Below are 16,035 nucleotides of genomic sequence, written 5' to 3'. Positions count from 1 at the left end.
TTTAAAACTCTTTGAGAAAAAATAAATTGGTACAAAACCTAGTGGCAAAATATACAAAAAACGCTGGCAAGCTACACAAGCTACACTATAACTCCACACAAGAACGAATAAATACAAAATTCAATGGAGCGGGCGATGGGATTCGAACCCACGACCCCAACCTTGGCAAGGTTGTGCTCTACCCCTGAGCTACACCCGCTTACCGATTCGATATATGTCTTGTCTGTATGGCGTAGGCTTCTACGAATTGCAACAAAAAAATATCATTTTAGTTTGATTTATTTTGTCCATGTTTAAATAAAATGAAATAAAGATTGATTTTAGAAAATTCTTCAGTAATAGATTATTCTTTTTTTAATTTTTGCATGGAGAGGGGTGGAATATAATGTTGAAGAGAATAAATATATTAGGGATTATCATTGCAACTGTTTTTATGATGAACAGTGTTGCAAAGGCAGATGACCAAGTTAAACGCGTTAAAGTTGCAATAACGCAAATTATGGTCCATCCTGCTGCGGATGCCGTTCGTAAAGGTGTGGAAGATGTTCTTACAGAAAATGGTTATAAGCAAGGTGAAAATTTTCAACTTACCTTTTTATCAGCGCAGGGTAATATTTCAACAGCAACGCAAATTGCACGTAAATTTGTTGGTGATAAACCCGATGTTATTGTAGCAATTACCACGCCTTCAGCACAAACGATGCTTGCGGCAACAAAAACAATTCCTATCGTTTTTGCGGCGATTTCTGATCCTATCGGAGCTAAAATCGTTTCTTCGCTTACCAAACCTGGCGGTAATATGACGGGGAGTTCTGATCGTATAGATGTTGCAGAAAGTGTTAAACTTTTACAAGAAGTAAAACCAGATTTGAAAAAAATTGGTTATCTCTATAATGCTTCTGAAGCAAATTCTGTTTCAACACTTAAGGTGTTAAAAGATGCGGCAAAAAAAGTTGGAATTGAAATCATTCCTTCATCAGCACCAAAACCTTCAGATGTTCAGGCGGCAACACGGGCTTTAATAGGTAAGGTAGATATCATTTTTATTCCCGCTGATAATACGGTTCTTTCTGTTTTAGAGGGGGCAGTAAAGGTCTCACAGGAAGCAAATGTTCCTGTATTTACTGTTGATGCTAATTCTATTGGACGCGGTCCCTTTATGACGCAAGGTGTGAATTTCTATGATGTAGGGGTTGATGCTGGGAAGTTGGTTGTGCGTATTCTAAAGGGTGAAAAGCCTGGTGATATTGATGTTGTGCAGGCGGCTAATAATGACATTCGAATTGATATGAAAGCAGCAAAAAAAGCGGGGATTGTTATTCCGCAGGCAGTTATTGATCGTGCAACAAAAGTGATTCAATGACTTTCATTGATAGGATGTTGATACAATAAAATACGTTAAGTTTTCATGGGGATTGTCTTTACATGAATATATTTGCGTTTTCTGGCGCTGTAGAATTAGGTCTTATTTATGCGTTTGTGGCTATAGGGGTTTATCTCTCTTTTCGCGTTTTGGACTTTCCTGATTTAACAGTTGATGGCTCATTTCTTCTTGGGTCTTGTGTCTGTGGCGTCTTGATTCTTTTAGGTTTTAATGCATGGACAGCTATGGCATGTGCTTTTTGTGCAGGCATGGTAGCTGGTTTATTAACCGCTCTGTTGAGTTTGCATTTTGGTATTTTGAATCTTTTAGCTTCTATTTTAACAATGTCGGCACTTTATACGGTTAATCTTCGTATTATGGGAATTATGGGAGGGTCTAATGTTAATTTAGCTCTTGCTGATACGGCGTTAACGCCCTTTTATAATCTGTTTGGTTTGTCTGATATTTTTGTGCGTCCTCTTTTCGTTGGTATTGTGTTGCTCGTTATGGCGTTTTTGATTTGGCGCTTTTTGGAAAGTGAGATTGGTCTTGCTATGCGTGCAATGGGCGCTAATCCACGCATGGCGACGGCGCAAGGTGTTCATACATCAGCATTGATATATTTTGGAATGGGGCTTTCCAATGCGTGTGTGGCACTTGGTGGTTCTCTTTATATTCAAACTGCGATTGCAACAGATATTACCGGTGGAATTGGAACAATTGTTTTTGGATTGGCAGCCGTGATTATTGGTGAAACTCTCTTTCGTACGCGCAATATTTTTTGGATTATAATCAGCTGTATTGTAGGGTCTGTACTTTATCGTGTGGTGGTGCAATTTGCATTTGAAGCAAATGGCATTGGTATTGATACGTCGACAGATCTTCAGTTGATTACTTCGTTGTTGGTTGTTTTAACCCTTATTGTGCCACGCTATTGGAGGAGGCATAAACGTGATTGAATTTTTTCATGTTGGGGTCACATTTAAACCGCAAACACCTTTGGAAAAACAGGCTTTAATTGATATTAACCTGAAAATTGATCAGGGTAGTTTTGTTACGGTTATTGGTTCAAATGGTGCTGGTAAATCAACTTTGCTCAGTGTTTTAGCGGGTGCAACGCTTCCCTCAACGGGGAAAGTGGTTATCAATGGACAAAATGTTTCTAGGCAATCAGTCAGTGAACGCGCTGGAAAGATTGCTTGTGTTTTTCAAGATTCTTTAGAGGGAAGTTGTGGTTCTTTAACAATTGAAGAAAATTTGGCTCTTGCTGCTCTTCGAGGAAGTCGTCGTGGTTTGCGTGCGGCTTTAAATCATGAGAAACGGCAATTTTTTCGAGAGAAAATTGCTCAATTAGGCATTGGTCTTGAAGCATATATTCATAATCCTATGGATAGTTTGTCAGGTGGGCAACGCCAAGCAGTTTGTCTTGTGATGGCAACATTAGCACATGCGGATGTTTTATTGCTTGATGAACATACCTCAGCGCTTGATCCTGGAATGGCTGATTTTGTGATGCGGTTGACTGAAAAAATCGTTGAAGAGAAAAAATTAACGACTATCATGGTGACTCATTCTATGCGTCAGGCTCTTGATTATGGCGATCGTACCTTGATGTTGCATGGTGGAAAAGTGATTTTGGATGTCTGTCATGAAGAGCGTAAGGGCTTGGATGTAAATGATTTAATTGGCATGTTTCAGAAAGTTCGCGGGGAAGTTCTTGATGATGATGAACTGTTAATGGATTAATAGTGTGGCTCAGAAAAAAGCACATGAAGTTGATCAGTTTCTAATGCGCTTTTCACGTGCTTTTCCTATTGTTCTCATTTATGGGCCAGATCGTGGTCTTATTTGTGAGCGTGCACAATGTTTTGCAAAACTTACACGGGTAGCAATAGAAGATCCATTTTCGACAATTCGTTTGGATGCTGCTGAAATTGATAAAGATCCTGCACGTTTAGAAAATGAAGCGCGTACGTTATCGCTTTTTGGGGGAGATCGTTTGATATGGATCTCTAATGCTGCTAACCAAAAAGGTTTTCTTGCTGCCTTAAAGCTTTTAATTGAGAAACCACCAGAAGCTTGTTTTATTCTCATTGAGGCAGGGGATTTAAAAAAAGGAACAGGGTTGCGCAATGCTGTTGAAACAGCATCAAAAGCGATGGCTTTGCCCTGTTTTGCCGATGATATGCGTTCTCTTGACGGTTTGATTGATGAGGTTTTAGGACAGTTTAAGAAGACTCTTTCTTTAGATGCACGTAGATGGTTGCATGAATGTTTAGGGGCGGATCGCCTTGTATCACGAGGTGAATTAGAAAAGCTTTGTCTTTATGCTGCAAATGTTCGTATTACTCTTGAAGATGTGAAAGCTGTTGTAAGCGATGTCAGTGCTCTTTCTCAAGATGAAGTCATTGATGCTCTTTTATTGGGCGATATATCAGGCTTTGAAGCGCATTTTAACCGACATGCAGCAGTGCAGGGGGCACTTTTTTTAATTTTGAGTACAGCTCAAAGGCATTTTCAGCAATTACAGCTATTGCGTTATCAGGTAGAGGTTGAAGGAAATTCACCTTTTACGGTGGTTTCTCAGGCACGTCCTCCCATTTTTTTTCAACGGAAAAAGATCGTTGAACAAGCTTTAAAATATTGGAAGTTAGAACAAATTTCTTATGCAATGGAAAGAATTCAGAGTGCTGTTTTAGACAGTCGTAAAAATCCACTTTTGGGCGAAGCTATCATTCGTCAAGTTTTGTTAGGGCTTACAATTATTGCACGACGCCAGATGGCAGCTTAACAGCCTAGAAATATAATGATTTTTTATTTTTGGTATACCACAGAGGTATTTTCAGTAATTAAAACTGTTATGCTATCAAGTAGAGGTTGAGGGAACTTGTATTTTTGAGGATGTATTTTAGGAGCTTGAAAGCTTGATAGAAATTTTTCTTCAAAAGAAATAGTTTATTTTCAAAAGGCCATTTTGAAACAGTTTTATTATTTTGTTGTGTCGTAAAATACTGTTTTTTAGGGTAGTGATACGAGGCCCATATCAAATTTTATGTGTTCGATGTTTTTTTGTGTGGGTATTTGGTGAATATTAGGTTGGTTCATAGAGTCTTAATGGAGTAACACCCCCGTGTAAAAAAGAGTATCTCAAACAACAGAAGACACTTGTATGGTAGATTCATACGCTTTCTTAGAAATATTTTTCAATGCGCGTCATATCTATTTTGCGGCGGTGTTTATGAATGGTGTAGAAGTAAAGTTCCTTGTGAAGAATATAAAACCCATAGAGCAACTCTATCTTTATGCTTAATAAAAGTGCAAGTCGACACTCATTATATACTTTGCTAGCCTCTAATGTTGCTACAGTTTTTAGCATTAGAAAGCGTTTTTCATCATTTTTGCTCACATGTCTTCTTGTGATGTGTAGACAAGAGATTTTAATTGATAAGAGGGTTTGTGATGGAAGAATTTTACAGTATTCGAAGTTATGATTCAAATTGAAAAAAGTATTATTTTTATAAATCAATGTATTATAGATTAATTGAATCACATAAAATAGTGAGCCAGAGGAATCTTTTAGACAAGAAAATGAATTATTTGCAGATTGGTATGAATTAAGAATCTTCGTGGGATGAGGAGAAAGTCAAAATAGATTATGATGAAAATGACAACACCTATGGGGAAACTTTTATGTTTGATATAGAGATGATTATCTTAGCAATGAATGTGTCTCATAAACAGAGCTAGCCATTGTTTATTATTAATAATTTATTATTTTTCATATTGAATCAATCAGAACAATGTCTTTTGCACGTCATAAGTGGGGGCGTGTGGATAAAAACTGTGCAAGAAAGCACTAAAATGCCTCTTATGAATGCTCTCAAATTCCAAGGTTTTTTGCAACATTGGGGGTAGGAAAATATAATGATAGTGTTTTATTAAGTGTGAAGAGGGTCGTGCTTAATAGATTTATAGTTATAACATTTACGAACACTGTCGTGAGATAGGCTAGAGAGCGAGATGCCTTTTTAAAACAAACGCATGAATTTGTAATCCAAATCTATTCTATTTAGGGCGTTCTGTTTTACGTGAGGGGTGTGATTCCATTAAAGGGATATTCGGTGTTTTTATTATCAAACTTTTTCTTTATTGAGAGGTCGTGTTTTTCTCATATTTATTTGATTTATGGTATCCGGAATCTGGAGAGGAAAATGTTTTTAATGGTATCTTTTGGTATGCGTTGTTTTACGGTGTTTTCAATATTCGCGAAACTTATGTTGTTGTTGTAGGTGGAGGCGTAATACGTTTTTATATAGGTCTGATGTACAAATTAATGAACGTATCGGGATAATTGGAGAAGAGCTAGTGTCTGCTTACGCTTTTGATGTGTTTTTTTGTGAGTAAAATTAGTAAGATAAAGTAAACTGATGGGATTTTATGTAGAGTCGTTGTTATCCTCATTGAGAGTGCATTTTATTTTGTTTCGGTGATGCGCTTTGATCAGTAATTAAGAGGGAGTTTTAGAGCGTGATGTTAGATTTCTCGTCATTTATTTTTTATGTGTTTTCTAGGTAAAGTGATCTGTTGTCAGCTTGCGCAGGTGATAATTGGTAAACTGCGTTATTCTTTATTCCCTAGTTGTCATTTTTTAATGTTTTACGCATAACTCTTGAACAAACAAACAAGAAAATTGTGATTTTACAATTAGTCTTTATTGCCATTTGCAAAGAATCTTTGAAGGTGAAAGATGCTCCATATTCAGTTTGAAAAAATAGCACTCATTGGGATCGGTCTGATTGGGTCTTCTTTAGCAAGAGTGATTAAAAAGAAAAATCTTGCGGCTCAGATTTCTATTGCAACACGTCGTCCAGAAACCCTGAAAAGAGCGCGTGAATTGGAGCTTGGGGACTTTTATACGACAGATAATACAAAAGCTGTTGAAGGAGCAGATTTGGTTATTCTTTCTGTTCCTGTTGGGGCTAGTGCAGAAGTGGCAAAAACCATTCGTGATCATTTAAAACTTGGAGCGATTGTGAGTGATGTTGGTTCTACGAAAGCGTTGGTTATTGCGGAAATGGCACCTTTATTGCCAAAAACGGTTCATTTTATTCCAGGGCATCCAATTGCTGGAACGGAATATTCAGGACCGGATGCTGGTTTTGCTGATTTATTTATGAATCGTTGGTGTATTTTAACGCCTTTTGCGGATAGCGATGCTGCTGCTGTCGCACAATTAACAGCGTTTTGGGAAGCTTGTGGTGCGCGTGTCGAAAAGATGGAACCTAAGCATCATGATCTTGTTTTGGCTATTGTTTCACATTTACCCCATTTGATTGCGTATAATACTGTTGGGACAGCGAGTGATTTAGAAAAAGTAACAAATTCGGAAGTAATTGCTTATTCCGCTTCCGGTTTTCGTGATTTTACGCGTTTAGCATCTTCTGATCCCGTTATGTGGCGAGATATTTGTTTGCATAATAAGGATGCTATTTTAGAAATGTTGAGCCGTTTTAGTGAGGGGCTTGCTTTTTTAGAACGGGCAATTCATTTAGGAGATGGTGAGACACTGTTTAACTTTTTTACACGTACGCGTGCTGTACGTCGCAATATTATTGATGCTGGACAGGAAATTGATGCTCCTGATTTTGGACGTCAGAGTGTTTCTAAAAAAGGGTGAATAAAAGCAAGGGGTTTTTGTTGAATTTCGTTGGTTTTTTCTAGAAATCGATAAGAAGTTTTTTCTTTATTCAGTCATAGATTGCAATAAAAAAGAGTGACGATTGCTCCGATACAGATAACCATGACTTTAAAAGGTTTTATGTGTGCACGATCATCTTGCTTAGCTCTCTATAGGGCATATAATGTACAGAAGAGGTTACTGATCTGTAGAAGTAACAAAAAAATGAGGTTGTTGTAGAACTTCATAGAGTGGGTTATTGTTTTTGTTTTGGTATAAAGTCGGGCTTGACCGTATTGATTATTGACCGTTATATTGCAACATTGCAAAATGTTTATTTGCAGAGCTTTGATGATTTTTATAAAACTTGAAATAGACTGAGGAAGAGTTTTACCAGAAAGTATTGAGTTTTGTTAAAAAATATCTTTTGGTATAGCTATCGTATTTTGGGTGACGCAGTAAGTCATTATTGGCGTGATAATGGGAGTGCTTTTGCAAGCCATGTTGCGCTATCGGGGCTTTTAGCATTTTTCCCTTTTTTTATTTTTGGAACATCGTTTGCTCGTTTTCTAGGTGCTTTTACCTATACACCGCAAAAAATTAAAGCACTGGTGCAGTTATTGCCTGATGTTATCGCAGAGCCTTTATCTCAGGAAATTGTCAATGTTTTAACCATTCATCGAGGAGGTGTGTTGACGCTTTCTGTCATTGGAGCGGCTTATTTTGCTTCTAATGGGATAGAGGCTTTGCGTACGGCTTTAAATAAAGCTTACCGTGTTACTGATCGACGGAGTTTGTTGTTTTGTCGTTTTCAAAGTCTGTTTTTTGTAATCCTTGGAGCTGTTGGTCTTGTTGTGATTAGCTTTTTATTGATTCTGGCGCCTTTGTTGATCAAAATTATGCAAAATCATTCTTTTTTTATGACTGAATATATTGCTGCTATTCGTGTATGGCGTTATACAGTTGCAATCATTATTTTGTTTATCAGTCTTTTGATTGTTCATAAATGGCTTCCAGCAGGGCGGCGGAAATTTATAGATATTTTACCAGGAATAGTGGTGACAATGTTTATATGGTTTATGGCTTCTATCGCTTTTGCGCAATATTTAACGATGTTTGATTATATTTCTACCTATGCAGGGTTGGCATCTATTATGGTTGCTATTATTTTTCTCTACATATTGAGTGCAATTTTTATTTTGGGAGGAGAAATAAACGCGGCGATAATGTTTTATCGCAAGGATTTGCAACATTCAGATGAATGAAAGAGTTTATTATTACTTGAAAGCCAAGGTATGAGTATCCCAATAAAGCCTGCTATCACTTTGTTGATTGATGCAGATGCTTGTCCCGTAAAAGATGAAGTTTATCGTGTGATGAATCGTTATCAGCTTAAGACATTTGTTGTGGCAAATCGTTCTTTGTCCCTTCCAGATGAAGCACTCATTGAAAGAGTGGTCGTTGCTGGTGAATTCAATGGTGCTGATGATTGGATCGTAGAACATGTGCATGAGGCAAGTATCGTTATTACCAGTGATATTCCTTTAGCAGCGCGGGTTGTGCAAGCTGGGGGCTTTTGTCTTTCGCCAACGGGGCGTATTTTTGATGTAAATTCAATTGGTCAGGCTTTGGCGATGCGCAATTTGATGGAAGATTTGCGTGGACAGGGTAGTATAATAGGTGGTCCCCGTCCTTTTTCTCGTAAAGACCGTTCTGCTTTTTTGTCAGCACTGGATCTTGTTATACAACGTTTAAAAAGACGCGGTTATTAAAGTTATAGGGCTTCTTTAATGATTGCTTTTATAAGTGCTTTGGCATCGTCATTGGCCCATGGAGCTGCACCATTGAAAGAAGCAATGAGATATCCTTCTTTATCAATGAGCAATGTAATGGGGAGTCCTAAAGCGAGCCCCTGTTTTCTAACATTGTTGAAAATATCCATTGTTTCATCGCGATAGTAAAGCAAATTATCTGAATGAAGATTCTGTAAAAATTGCTGAATTTTTTCAGGAGAAGCAGTTTTATCGATATTAATAGCTATGACATCAAAGTTTTCTCCACCTAATTCACGTTTTAATTGCGCAAGTTCAGGCATTTCTGTGCGGCAAGGTGCACACCAAATAGCCCATAGATTGACCAGCATTGGTTTTCCGGTAAATTCGCTGAGTGTGCGCTCTTTTCCTTGAATATCCTTGAAAGAGAGTTTGTTCATATCTGAGAGCGTATCAGCAAATCGTATGTGGCTAAAAAAGCCTTTTGCTGCTTTTCGTATCGCCATCATTTTTTCTGCTCGTGCTTTATTAATGTTTATTTCTTGTGCTTGTGCTGCTGAAATGAAATTGAAAAGAAAAAACTCTCTTTTGGTATCGTAGTTTATGGTTGCGTATAAACTCAGTGCAATGATAAAGAATGCAAGGGAGAGTTGCCTTTTTTTATTGTTTTTTTCGCTGATGAAAATTTGAAAAATCATAATTTTGTCCTTTGGATGGGTGTTTTCAGAATATGACAGATGAGAAGTTAAAGAACCAAATGTGGGGTGGTCGGTTTGCGGCAGGTCCTGCTGCAATTATGGAAGAAATTAATGCCTCTATTGATTTTGATCAAAAACTTTATCGACAAGATATTGAAGGTTCTCTTTCTCATGCAGCTATGTTAGCGCAAACGAAAATCATTTCACAATCAGATTATGAAAAAATTGTTCATGGTTTGAAACTTATTCGCCAAGAAATTGAAGACGGTAAATTTGTTTTTTCACGAAAGCTTGAAGATATTCATATGAATATTGAAGCGCGGTTGAGTGCGTTGATTGGTCCTGCAGCAGGACGTTTGCATACGGCGCGTTCACGCAATGATCAAGTTGCTGTTGATTTTCGCTTGTGGGTACGTGAAGCAACGCAAAAAATAGCACAAGCTTTAAAAGGATTGATAGAGCAATTACTTATTCGCGCAGAACAACATGTTGATACCTTTATGCCAGGCTTTACGCATTTACAATTGGCTCAACCCGTAACATTGGGTCATTATATGATGGCTTATGTTGAAATGTTTGGTCGAGATTTATCGCGGATGCGTGATGCTGTTGAGCGAATGAATGAATCGCCTTTAGGGGCGGCTGCTTTAGCGGGGACAGGCTTTCCAATTGACCGTTTTATGACAGCAAAAGCGCTAGGCTTTCGGGAACCTACACGCAATTCAATTGATAGTGTTTCAGATCGTGACTTTGCATTGGAATTTTTAAGCGCTGGCGCTCTTTGTGCAACACATCTTTCGCGATTGGCGGAAGAAATTGTTCTTTGGTCAAGTGCACAGTTTTGTTTTATTCATTTATCAGATGCTTTTTCAACAGGGTCTTCCATTATGCCACAAAAGAGAAATCCTGATGCGGCAGAGTTAGTACGAGCGAAAGCAGGTCGATTGAATGGTGCACTTATGGGATTGTTAACGGTGATGAAAGGATTACCGCTTGCTTATTCAAAGGATATGCAAGAAGATAAGGAATATGTGTTTGATGGGGCTTTGAGTTTGGAATTATCACTAGCAGCAATGACAGGGATGATTGCTGATTTGAAAGTGAGTAAAAAAGCCATGAAACAAGCAGCGGATTTAGGGTATGCAACAGCTACAGATTTTGCGGATTGGCTTGTACGCAATTTAGGGATTCCTTTTCGCAAAGCACATCACATCACAGGGTGTGCTGTGGCATTGGCAGAAAAAAAACAGTGTCGCCTTCATGATTTATCATTAGATGAACTTCAAGCAATTTGTCCTGATATCAATGCGACACTTTTTGATGTTTTGACCGTTGAAAAATCTGTTGAAAGTCGTAAAAGCTTTGGAGGAACAGCGCCTTCAGAGGTTCTTCGGCAAATTGCGTATTGGAAAAAGCGTCTCGTGAGCGCTTGAGTGATTGTATTTTAAAGGTAAAAAAGAAATCGAGATGAGGAAAGAGGACAAATGAAAATTATATTAAAGGGGTTGGTGATTGTCCTTTTGGGGGGCTTGGGTATTGTTGGGTGTGGGCGTAAAGGGTCATTAGAGTTACCTCCTTCAACAGGAGTGAATTCTTCACAAGGAACTTTTGTTTCTCAAGGCAAAACAGATAAACCTTTTATTCTTGATCGGTTAATACAATAGGAATTTTTATGCGTTTTTTTTCTTATCATCAGGGTGTGCTTCACGCTGAAGGTCTTTCTCTTTTGGAACTTGCGCGGGAAGTTGGAACACCTTTTTATTGTTATTCAGCTAGCGCAATCGTTGCACATTTTAAAGATTATCAGAATGCATTTCATGATATGCCGAGTTTAATTGCTTATGCGGTTAAAGCGAATTCCAATCAAGCAGTTTTACAACTTTTAGCTAACAATGGAGCGGGAGCTGATGTGGTCTCAGAAGGGGAATTACGGCGTGCACTTGCTGTTGGTATTCCTGCGCAGAATATTGTTTATTCTGGTGTTGGTAAAACAGTGAGAGAAATAGATTTTGCTCTTGCACAAGATATTTATTGTTTTAACGTTGAATCAGAGCCAGAACTTGAACAATTATCGGCGCGGGCTGCTGCGCTTTCAAAAACGGCTCGTATTTCTTTACGCATTAATCCTGATGTGGATGCTAAGACTCACAAGAAAATTACAACAGGTAAGTCTGAGAATAAATTTGGTATTCCACTGTCTTTGGCGGGTGATGCATATAAAAAAGCAGCCCAATTGCCCGGTCTTCATGTGTGTGGTGTTGATCTCCATATTGGCAGTCAAATTTGTGATTTAAAACCGTTTGAAGATGCATTTGTTATTGTTGCAGATTTTGTGCGTCAATTATGGAATAATGGTTATGCGATAACCCATATCGATATTGGGGGTGGGCTTGGTATTCCTTATGGTTATGAGCAGCATCCAGTACCTTCTCCTTTTGAGTATGCAGCACTGGTAAAGAAACATATTGCGCCTTTAGGGATCAATATTATCCTAGAACCTGGGCGTAGTATTGTTGGTGAAGCCGGTGTATTGGTAACATCGGTTGTGTATTTAAAAAAGGGGGAAGGACGAAATTTTGTTATTGTTGATGCGGCGATGAATGATTTCATGCGTCCAACGCTTTATGATGCGTGGCAAAATGTAATGCCAGTGAAAAAAACACCAGTAGATGCCCCTCTGATTAATGCTGATATTGTTGGTCCTATTTGTGAAACTGGTGATTATTTAGGCTTGGAACGTTCTTTACCAGTGTTGAAAGCGGGTGATGTTTTGATGTTAACAGGAGCAGGGGCTTATGGCGCAGTGATGGCAAGCACTTATAATAGTCGACTTTTGGTGCCGGAAGTTCTGGTTCAGGATACGCGTTATGCAGTCATTCGTCCACGCCTTGATTATGCACAATTGATAGGCTGTGATCATATTCCAGATTGGATTGAGCCCAAATTAGATTGAGCATTATTAAATATTTTGGGTCTTATTTTTACTAAACTTTGATGAAACAATTTATTTTCTAGAAATTGTTTTGTATGGGGTTTATGATCTTAATGCACCACGATAAAAGGGGATAAATGCTTGTTTATGAAAAATAAAAACATCAAAGGTTTTGCAATGAAGCTTTTGTGTGTGCGCATTTTGATGTGGGGGATCCTTTCATTTGAACGGATGTGGGTACGGTTGTTGCCATTTTTCCTCGTTCTTAGTCTCTTTTGTTCGTTTAGCTGGTTGGGACTTTTTGGTATTTGGGGCTATTGGTCACATTTGCTCTTACTTGGGGTTATACTTATTTGTGCTGGGGCGAGTTTATTTTTTCTTATTCGTTTTCGGTTTCCCACAATGCGGGAAGTAAATTGCCGCCTTGAACGCGTCAATGATCTTAGACATCAGCCTTTGAATATTCAGACAGATCGTTTATGTTCTGAAAATGATGAAGATTTTAGTGCTGTTATTTGGCGTGAACATCAACGCCGAATGGCAAAGCAATTATACCATTTAAAAACGGGATTTATCTCTCTTAATAGTGCGGATTATGATCCTTTGGCTTTAAGGGCTTTGTGTGCTCTTCTTTTTGTGTGCGCTTTTAGTTTTTCTTTTGGTTCACAAGGGGGGCGTTTGGCTGATGCCTTTGATTTTCGTCCTGTCGTTGATGAAAAACTCATGCGGATTGATGCTTGGGTAACACCACCTGCTTATACCGGTGTGGCACCGATTTATTTGACAAAAGATGAGAAAACACAACTAGAAATCCCTGAAGGGAGTAATGTTGTTGTGCGTGTTGTCAATGGGGCTGGCATTACAGTAAAAGCAAAATCTGTAGAAGATGGGAGGGAAGTTTCGTTTTCAGAGAAAACGGAACAAACAGCTTTGAATGATCCAATTGTTCATTTTGAAACACATTTAAAGCATTCAATAAATTTATTTGTATCATCACGTCGTAAAAAACAGCAATGGCACTTGCAGATAATTAAGGACACGCTTCCAACAATTCATTGGTTGGAAAAACCAGGGAGGATTTTAACAGGATCATTGGAGTTACGATATGTGGTGGATGATGATTATGGTGTGACAAAGGCTTTTGTTGAAATAGAGCCTTTTCTTCCTCAGAATAAAAGTGCTTCTTCTCTTTATAATGCTCCGGAAATAGAGCTTCTTCTTCCGCGTGGTGGAAAGGGGAAAATGCGAATGGTGCAGGATATATCAGCGCATCCATGGGCGGGTTCGCAAGTCAAAATTACTTTGGTGGCAGAAGATGGTGCGGGGCAGAAAGGGCGTAGCAAAACTTTTGTTATGATATTACCACAGTGTGTTTTTTCGAATCCTGTTGCACGCGCAGTGGTTGAACTGCGTCGTTTATTAGCTCTTAATCCTTTAGCGCGAGAGCGGGTACTTGATATGCTTTCTGCTTTGCTTGTGCGTCCAGAAAAGGGGTTGCAAAATGCATCGCATTTTATTGTTCTACAAAGTGCGTGGACAAGACTTTCTTTAGCACAAACAGACGAGGATTTGCGCGATGTGGTGGATTATTTATGGCAAATTGCTTTGGGTATTGAAGGCAATCAACTTGAATCCGTGCAAAAAAAGTTAAAACAAGCACAAGCTGCTTTACGTGATGCATTGCGTTACGGTGCTTCAGCGGCAGAAATTGAACGGCTTATGGCAGATTTACGTCAAGCTATGGATGAGTATATTCGTGCTTTGGCTGAAAAAGCACCGGATAGTCAAGTTTCTAAAAATTCTAAAAGCTCAAAAAGTCCTAATCTTTCTGAAGCTACATTACAAGAAAAGCTAAATTTAATTGAGGAAATGGCTAAAACAGGCTCTTCTTTAGCAGCTGAACAACTCTTGGCGGAAGTTGAACAGACGCTTGATCATTTGCATGTGCAAAAAGGCAATCAAAATGAGGGAGAAAAAAGCCAATCTGCACAAATGAAAGAAAAGATGGACCAGCTTGGAGATTTAATGCGTCGTCAGCAAGAAATTCTCAATGAAACACATCAGTTAGAGATGGAACAAAAACGCGGAGAAAATATACCGGAAACACAAAAAAAATCTTTAAAAAAACGTCAAGCTGAATTGCAATCTGAATTATCAACATTAGAAAAAGAATTATCAGAACGAGGATTTGAAACAGGGGGCGCATTGAAAAGGGCAGAAGAAAAAATGAATTCTGCGGAAAATGCGCTTGATAATGGAAATCATCAGGTATCTATACAAAATCAGTCTGATGCTTTGGAATCTTTGAGGCAAGGTGCACAAAATGTTTTGAAAAAAATGCGCGAAACACTTAAAGAAACGGGAGATGAGCAAAATGCTGATTCTGGTCCTAAAGATCCGTTAGGACGTCCACTTTCTTCAAAAACAGATGAAGAACAAGAAGGCGAGGCACTACCACAAGAAAGTGATCAAATGCGTACGCGGCAGATTTTGGATGAAATTCGCAAACGTCTTGGTAAAGAGCATCTTTCAGAAGAAGAAAAAAACTATCTTGAAAGATTGCTTCATTTTAATTAACCAGTGTTGGTTTTTTTCTTAATTGATGTCAAAAACAGTGTATGAAGAATCTCTATGGGGTTTATCTCCAAAAAAATGATTAAAGTGCTTGTAAGGCAATAATCATCCTGTTGTACTGATTTTTTAATCATTTAAGTTTAAAATATGCAATATTGAAATGTTCGCTATTGCGGAAAAAAAGCAGAAGTCCATATAGGTTTGGTATATGAAAATCTGTAATGTTTGAAATTTGTTTCTACATGGTATGTTGAGTTGGATATCGTTACGCTGAAAGATTTTTATGCTTCTGCACTTGGACTACGTGTGCAAAAGACGCTGTGTGACCAATTGAATTTATGGTGGCCTGATCTTACGGATAAACGGATTATGGGATTGGGTTATGCACTTCCTTATCTTTCTACATTGCGTGAACGTGCCCAACAATGTTTTGCTTTTATGCCTGCTGCTCAGGGTGTTTCGCCTTGGCCTTGTTCTGAGCAAGTTGCTACAGCGCTTGTTTTTGAAGAAGATTTGCCGCTTCCTGATGCGTCAGTTGACTGTATTTTATTAGTACATGCATTAGAATATACAGAAAATTCATTTGAAACGTTGAATGAAATATGGCGTGTTTTAGCACCTAATGGCCACTTGATCGTTATTGTACCTAATCGCTCTGGCTTTTGGGCGCGCAATATTACTACGCCCTTTGGTTATGGCGAACCCTATAGTCGGCAACAAATTACTCGTTTGTTCGAAAAAACAAATTTTGTTTCTGGGCCAATACAAGAAATTGTACACTATATGCCCTCTACGGGGTATTTTTCGCGGTTGTTCTCATTTTTTTACGAGCCATTTGCTCGCTATCTTTTGCCTTATTTTGGTGGACTCTTAATGTGTCAGGCACAAAAACGTGTTTATCAGGGTTTGCTCGTACAGCGTCGTCAGTCGCGACGTATTTTTATTCCTGCTTTATCGCCACAGACAAGAAATATTTTAATTTATAAAGATAATTAATCATTTTGTCATTGTCATAAGAA

At 38.4% G+C, this 16,035-nt stretch carries 13 protein-coding genes and 1 tRNA gene; 12 read left to right on the top strand and 2 right to left on the bottom strand.

Translation table 11 applies throughout. The features are described 5' to 3' along the window. Positions 1-124 precede the first annotated feature (124 nt). Positions 125-199, bottom strand: a tRNA-Gly gene (locus ACFINZ_RS01270). A 186-nt stretch (positions 200-385) separates the two neighbouring features. Here ACFINZ_RS01270 and ACFINZ_RS01265 point away from each other — a divergent pair. The 7 genes from ACFINZ_RS01265 to ACFINZ_RS01235 all read left to right on the top strand — a co-directional run bounded on the left by ACFINZ_RS01265 (position 386) and on the right by ACFINZ_RS01235 (position 8,812). Next, positions 386-1,363, top strand: coding sequence for an ABC transporter substrate-binding protein (locus ACFINZ_RS01265; RefSeq protein ID WP_375633609.1), 978 nt, complete (start codon positions 386-388; stop codon positions 1,361-1,363). Positions 1,364-1,425: 62 nt separating this feature from the next. Beyond that, positions 1,426-2,322, top strand: coding sequence for an ABC transporter permease (locus ACFINZ_RS01260; protein WP_375636565.1), 897 nt, complete (start codon positions 1,426-1,428; stop codon positions 2,320-2,322). Then, complete coding sequence (locus ACFINZ_RS01255; protein ID WP_375618340.1) at positions 2,315-3,109, top strand: ABC transporter ATP-binding protein; 795 nt, start codon at positions 2,315-2,317, stop codon at positions 3,107-3,109. Before ACFINZ_RS01260 ends, ACFINZ_RS01255 begins: the two co-directional genes overlap by 8 nt. 4 nt (positions 3,110-3,113) lie before the next feature. Next, positions 3,114-4,154 (top strand): DNA polymerase III subunit delta, encoded by a 1,041-nt coding sequence (gene holA, locus ACFINZ_RS01250; RefSeq protein ID WP_375633607.1) that lies wholly within the window; start codon positions 3,114-3,116, stop codon positions 4,152-4,154. Between the two features lie 1,956 nt (positions 4,155-6,110). After that, positions 6,111-7,040, top strand: a complete 930-nt coding sequence (locus ACFINZ_RS01245; RefSeq protein WP_375634321.1) for a prephenate/arogenate dehydrogenase family protein — start codon at positions 6,111-6,113, stop codon at positions 7,038-7,040. A gap of 410 nt (positions 7,041-7,450) precedes the next feature. Continuing rightward, the gene (locus ACFINZ_RS01240; protein WP_375633605.1) at positions 7,451-8,305 is read left to right on the top strand and encodes a YihY/virulence factor BrkB family protein; all 855 of its coding nucleotides are present in this window, start codon (positions 7,451-7,453) and stop codon (positions 8,303-8,305) included. A 30-nt stretch (positions 8,306-8,335) separates the two neighbouring features. After that, complete coding sequence (locus ACFINZ_RS01235) at positions 8,336-8,812, top strand: YaiI/YqxD family protein (protein ID WP_375618336.1); 477 nt, start codon at positions 8,336-8,338, stop codon at positions 8,810-8,812. A 2-nt stretch (positions 8,813-8,814) separates the two neighbouring features. Here ACFINZ_RS01235 and ACFINZ_RS01230 read toward each other — a convergent pair whose 3' ends face one another. Further along, positions 8,815-9,510: a TlpA disulfide reductase family protein gene (locus ACFINZ_RS01230; RefSeq protein ID WP_375634325.1), complete on the bottom strand. Its 696-nt coding sequence runs from the start codon at positions 9,508-9,510 to the stop codon at positions 8,815-8,817. Between the two features lie 32 nt (positions 9,511-9,542). On the opposite strand from ACFINZ_RS01230, the gene argH reads away from it, so the two are divergent. From argH to ACFINZ_RS01205, 5 genes are all read left to right on the top strand, one after another. Further along, complete coding sequence (gene argH / locus ACFINZ_RS01225; RefSeq protein ID WP_375633603.1) at positions 9,543-10,943, top strand: argininosuccinate lyase; 1,401 nt, start codon at positions 9,543-9,545, stop codon at positions 10,941-10,943. Between the two features lie 51 nt (positions 10,944-10,994). Then, positions 10,995-11,174 (top strand): LPS translocon maturation chaperone LptM, encoded by a 180-nt coding sequence (locus ACFINZ_RS01220; RefSeq protein WP_375618333.1) that lies wholly within the window; start codon positions 10,995-10,997, stop codon positions 11,172-11,174. A gap of 8 nt (positions 11,175-11,182) precedes the next feature. Next, the gene (gene lysA / locus ACFINZ_RS01215; protein ID WP_375634328.1) at positions 11,183-12,463 is read left to right on the top strand and encodes a diaminopimelate decarboxylase; all 1,281 of its coding nucleotides are present in this window, start codon (positions 11,183-11,185) and stop codon (positions 12,461-12,463) included. Between the two features lie 126 nt (positions 12,464-12,589). Further along, positions 12,590-15,019, top strand: coding sequence for a TIGR02302 family protein (locus ACFINZ_RS01210; protein ID WP_375676947.1), 2,430 nt, complete (start codon positions 12,590-12,592; stop codon positions 15,017-15,019). A 222-nt stretch (positions 15,020-15,241) separates the two neighbouring features. Then, on the top strand, positions 15,242-16,012 hold the full coding sequence (locus ACFINZ_RS01205) for a class I SAM-dependent methyltransferase (protein ID WP_375632423.1): 771 nt from the start codon (positions 15,242-15,244) through the stop codon (positions 16,010-16,012). Positions 16,013-16,035: the final 23 nt, after the last annotated feature.

Origin of the sequence: Bartonella sp. AA81SXKL (assembly GCF_042196945.1) — a bacterium.
GTDB lineage: Bacteria > Pseudomonadota > Alphaproteobacteria > Rhizobiales > Rhizobiaceae > Bartonella.
Note: the sequence above shows the minus strand (reverse complement) of the source record. Positions and strands in the feature narration are given on the sequence as shown.

Excerpts from the sequence above, each read along its gene's own strand:
- ACFINZ_RS01265 (WP_375633609.1), top strand. The coding sequence starts at position 386 with ATGTTGAAGAGAATAAATATATTAGGGATTATCATTGCAACTGTTTTT.
- ACFINZ_RS01260 (WP_375636565.1), top strand. The coding sequence starts at position 1,426 with ATGAATATATTTGCGTTTTCTGGCGCTGTAGAATTAGGTCTTATTTAT.
- ACFINZ_RS01245 (WP_375634321.1), top strand. The coding sequence starts at position 6,111 with ATGCTCCATATTCAGTTTGAAAAAATAGCACTCATTGGGATCGGTCTG.
- ACFINZ_RS01235 (WP_375618336.1), top strand. The coding sequence starts at position 8,336 with ATGAGTATCCCAATAAAGCCTGCTATCACTTTGTTGATTGATGCAGAT.
- ACFINZ_RS01230 (WP_375634325.1), bottom strand. The coding sequence starts at position 9,510 with ATGATTTTTCAAATTTTCATCAGCGAAAAAAACAATAAAAAAAGGCAA.
- argH (WP_375633603.1), top strand. The coding sequence starts at position 9,543 with ATGACAGATGAGAAGTTAAAGAACCAAATGTGGGGTGGTCGGTTTGCG.
- ACFINZ_RS01220 (WP_375618333.1), top strand. The coding sequence starts at position 10,995 with ATGAAAATTATATTAAAGGGGTTGGTGATTGTCCTTTTGGGGGGCTTG.
- lysA (WP_375634328.1), top strand. The coding sequence starts at position 11,183 with ATGCGTTTTTTTTCTTATCATCAGGGTGTGCTTCACGCTGAAGGTCTT.
- ACFINZ_RS01210 (WP_375676947.1), top strand. The coding sequence starts at position 12,590 with ATGAAAAATAAAAACATCAAAGGTTTTGCAATGAAGCTTTTGTGTGTG.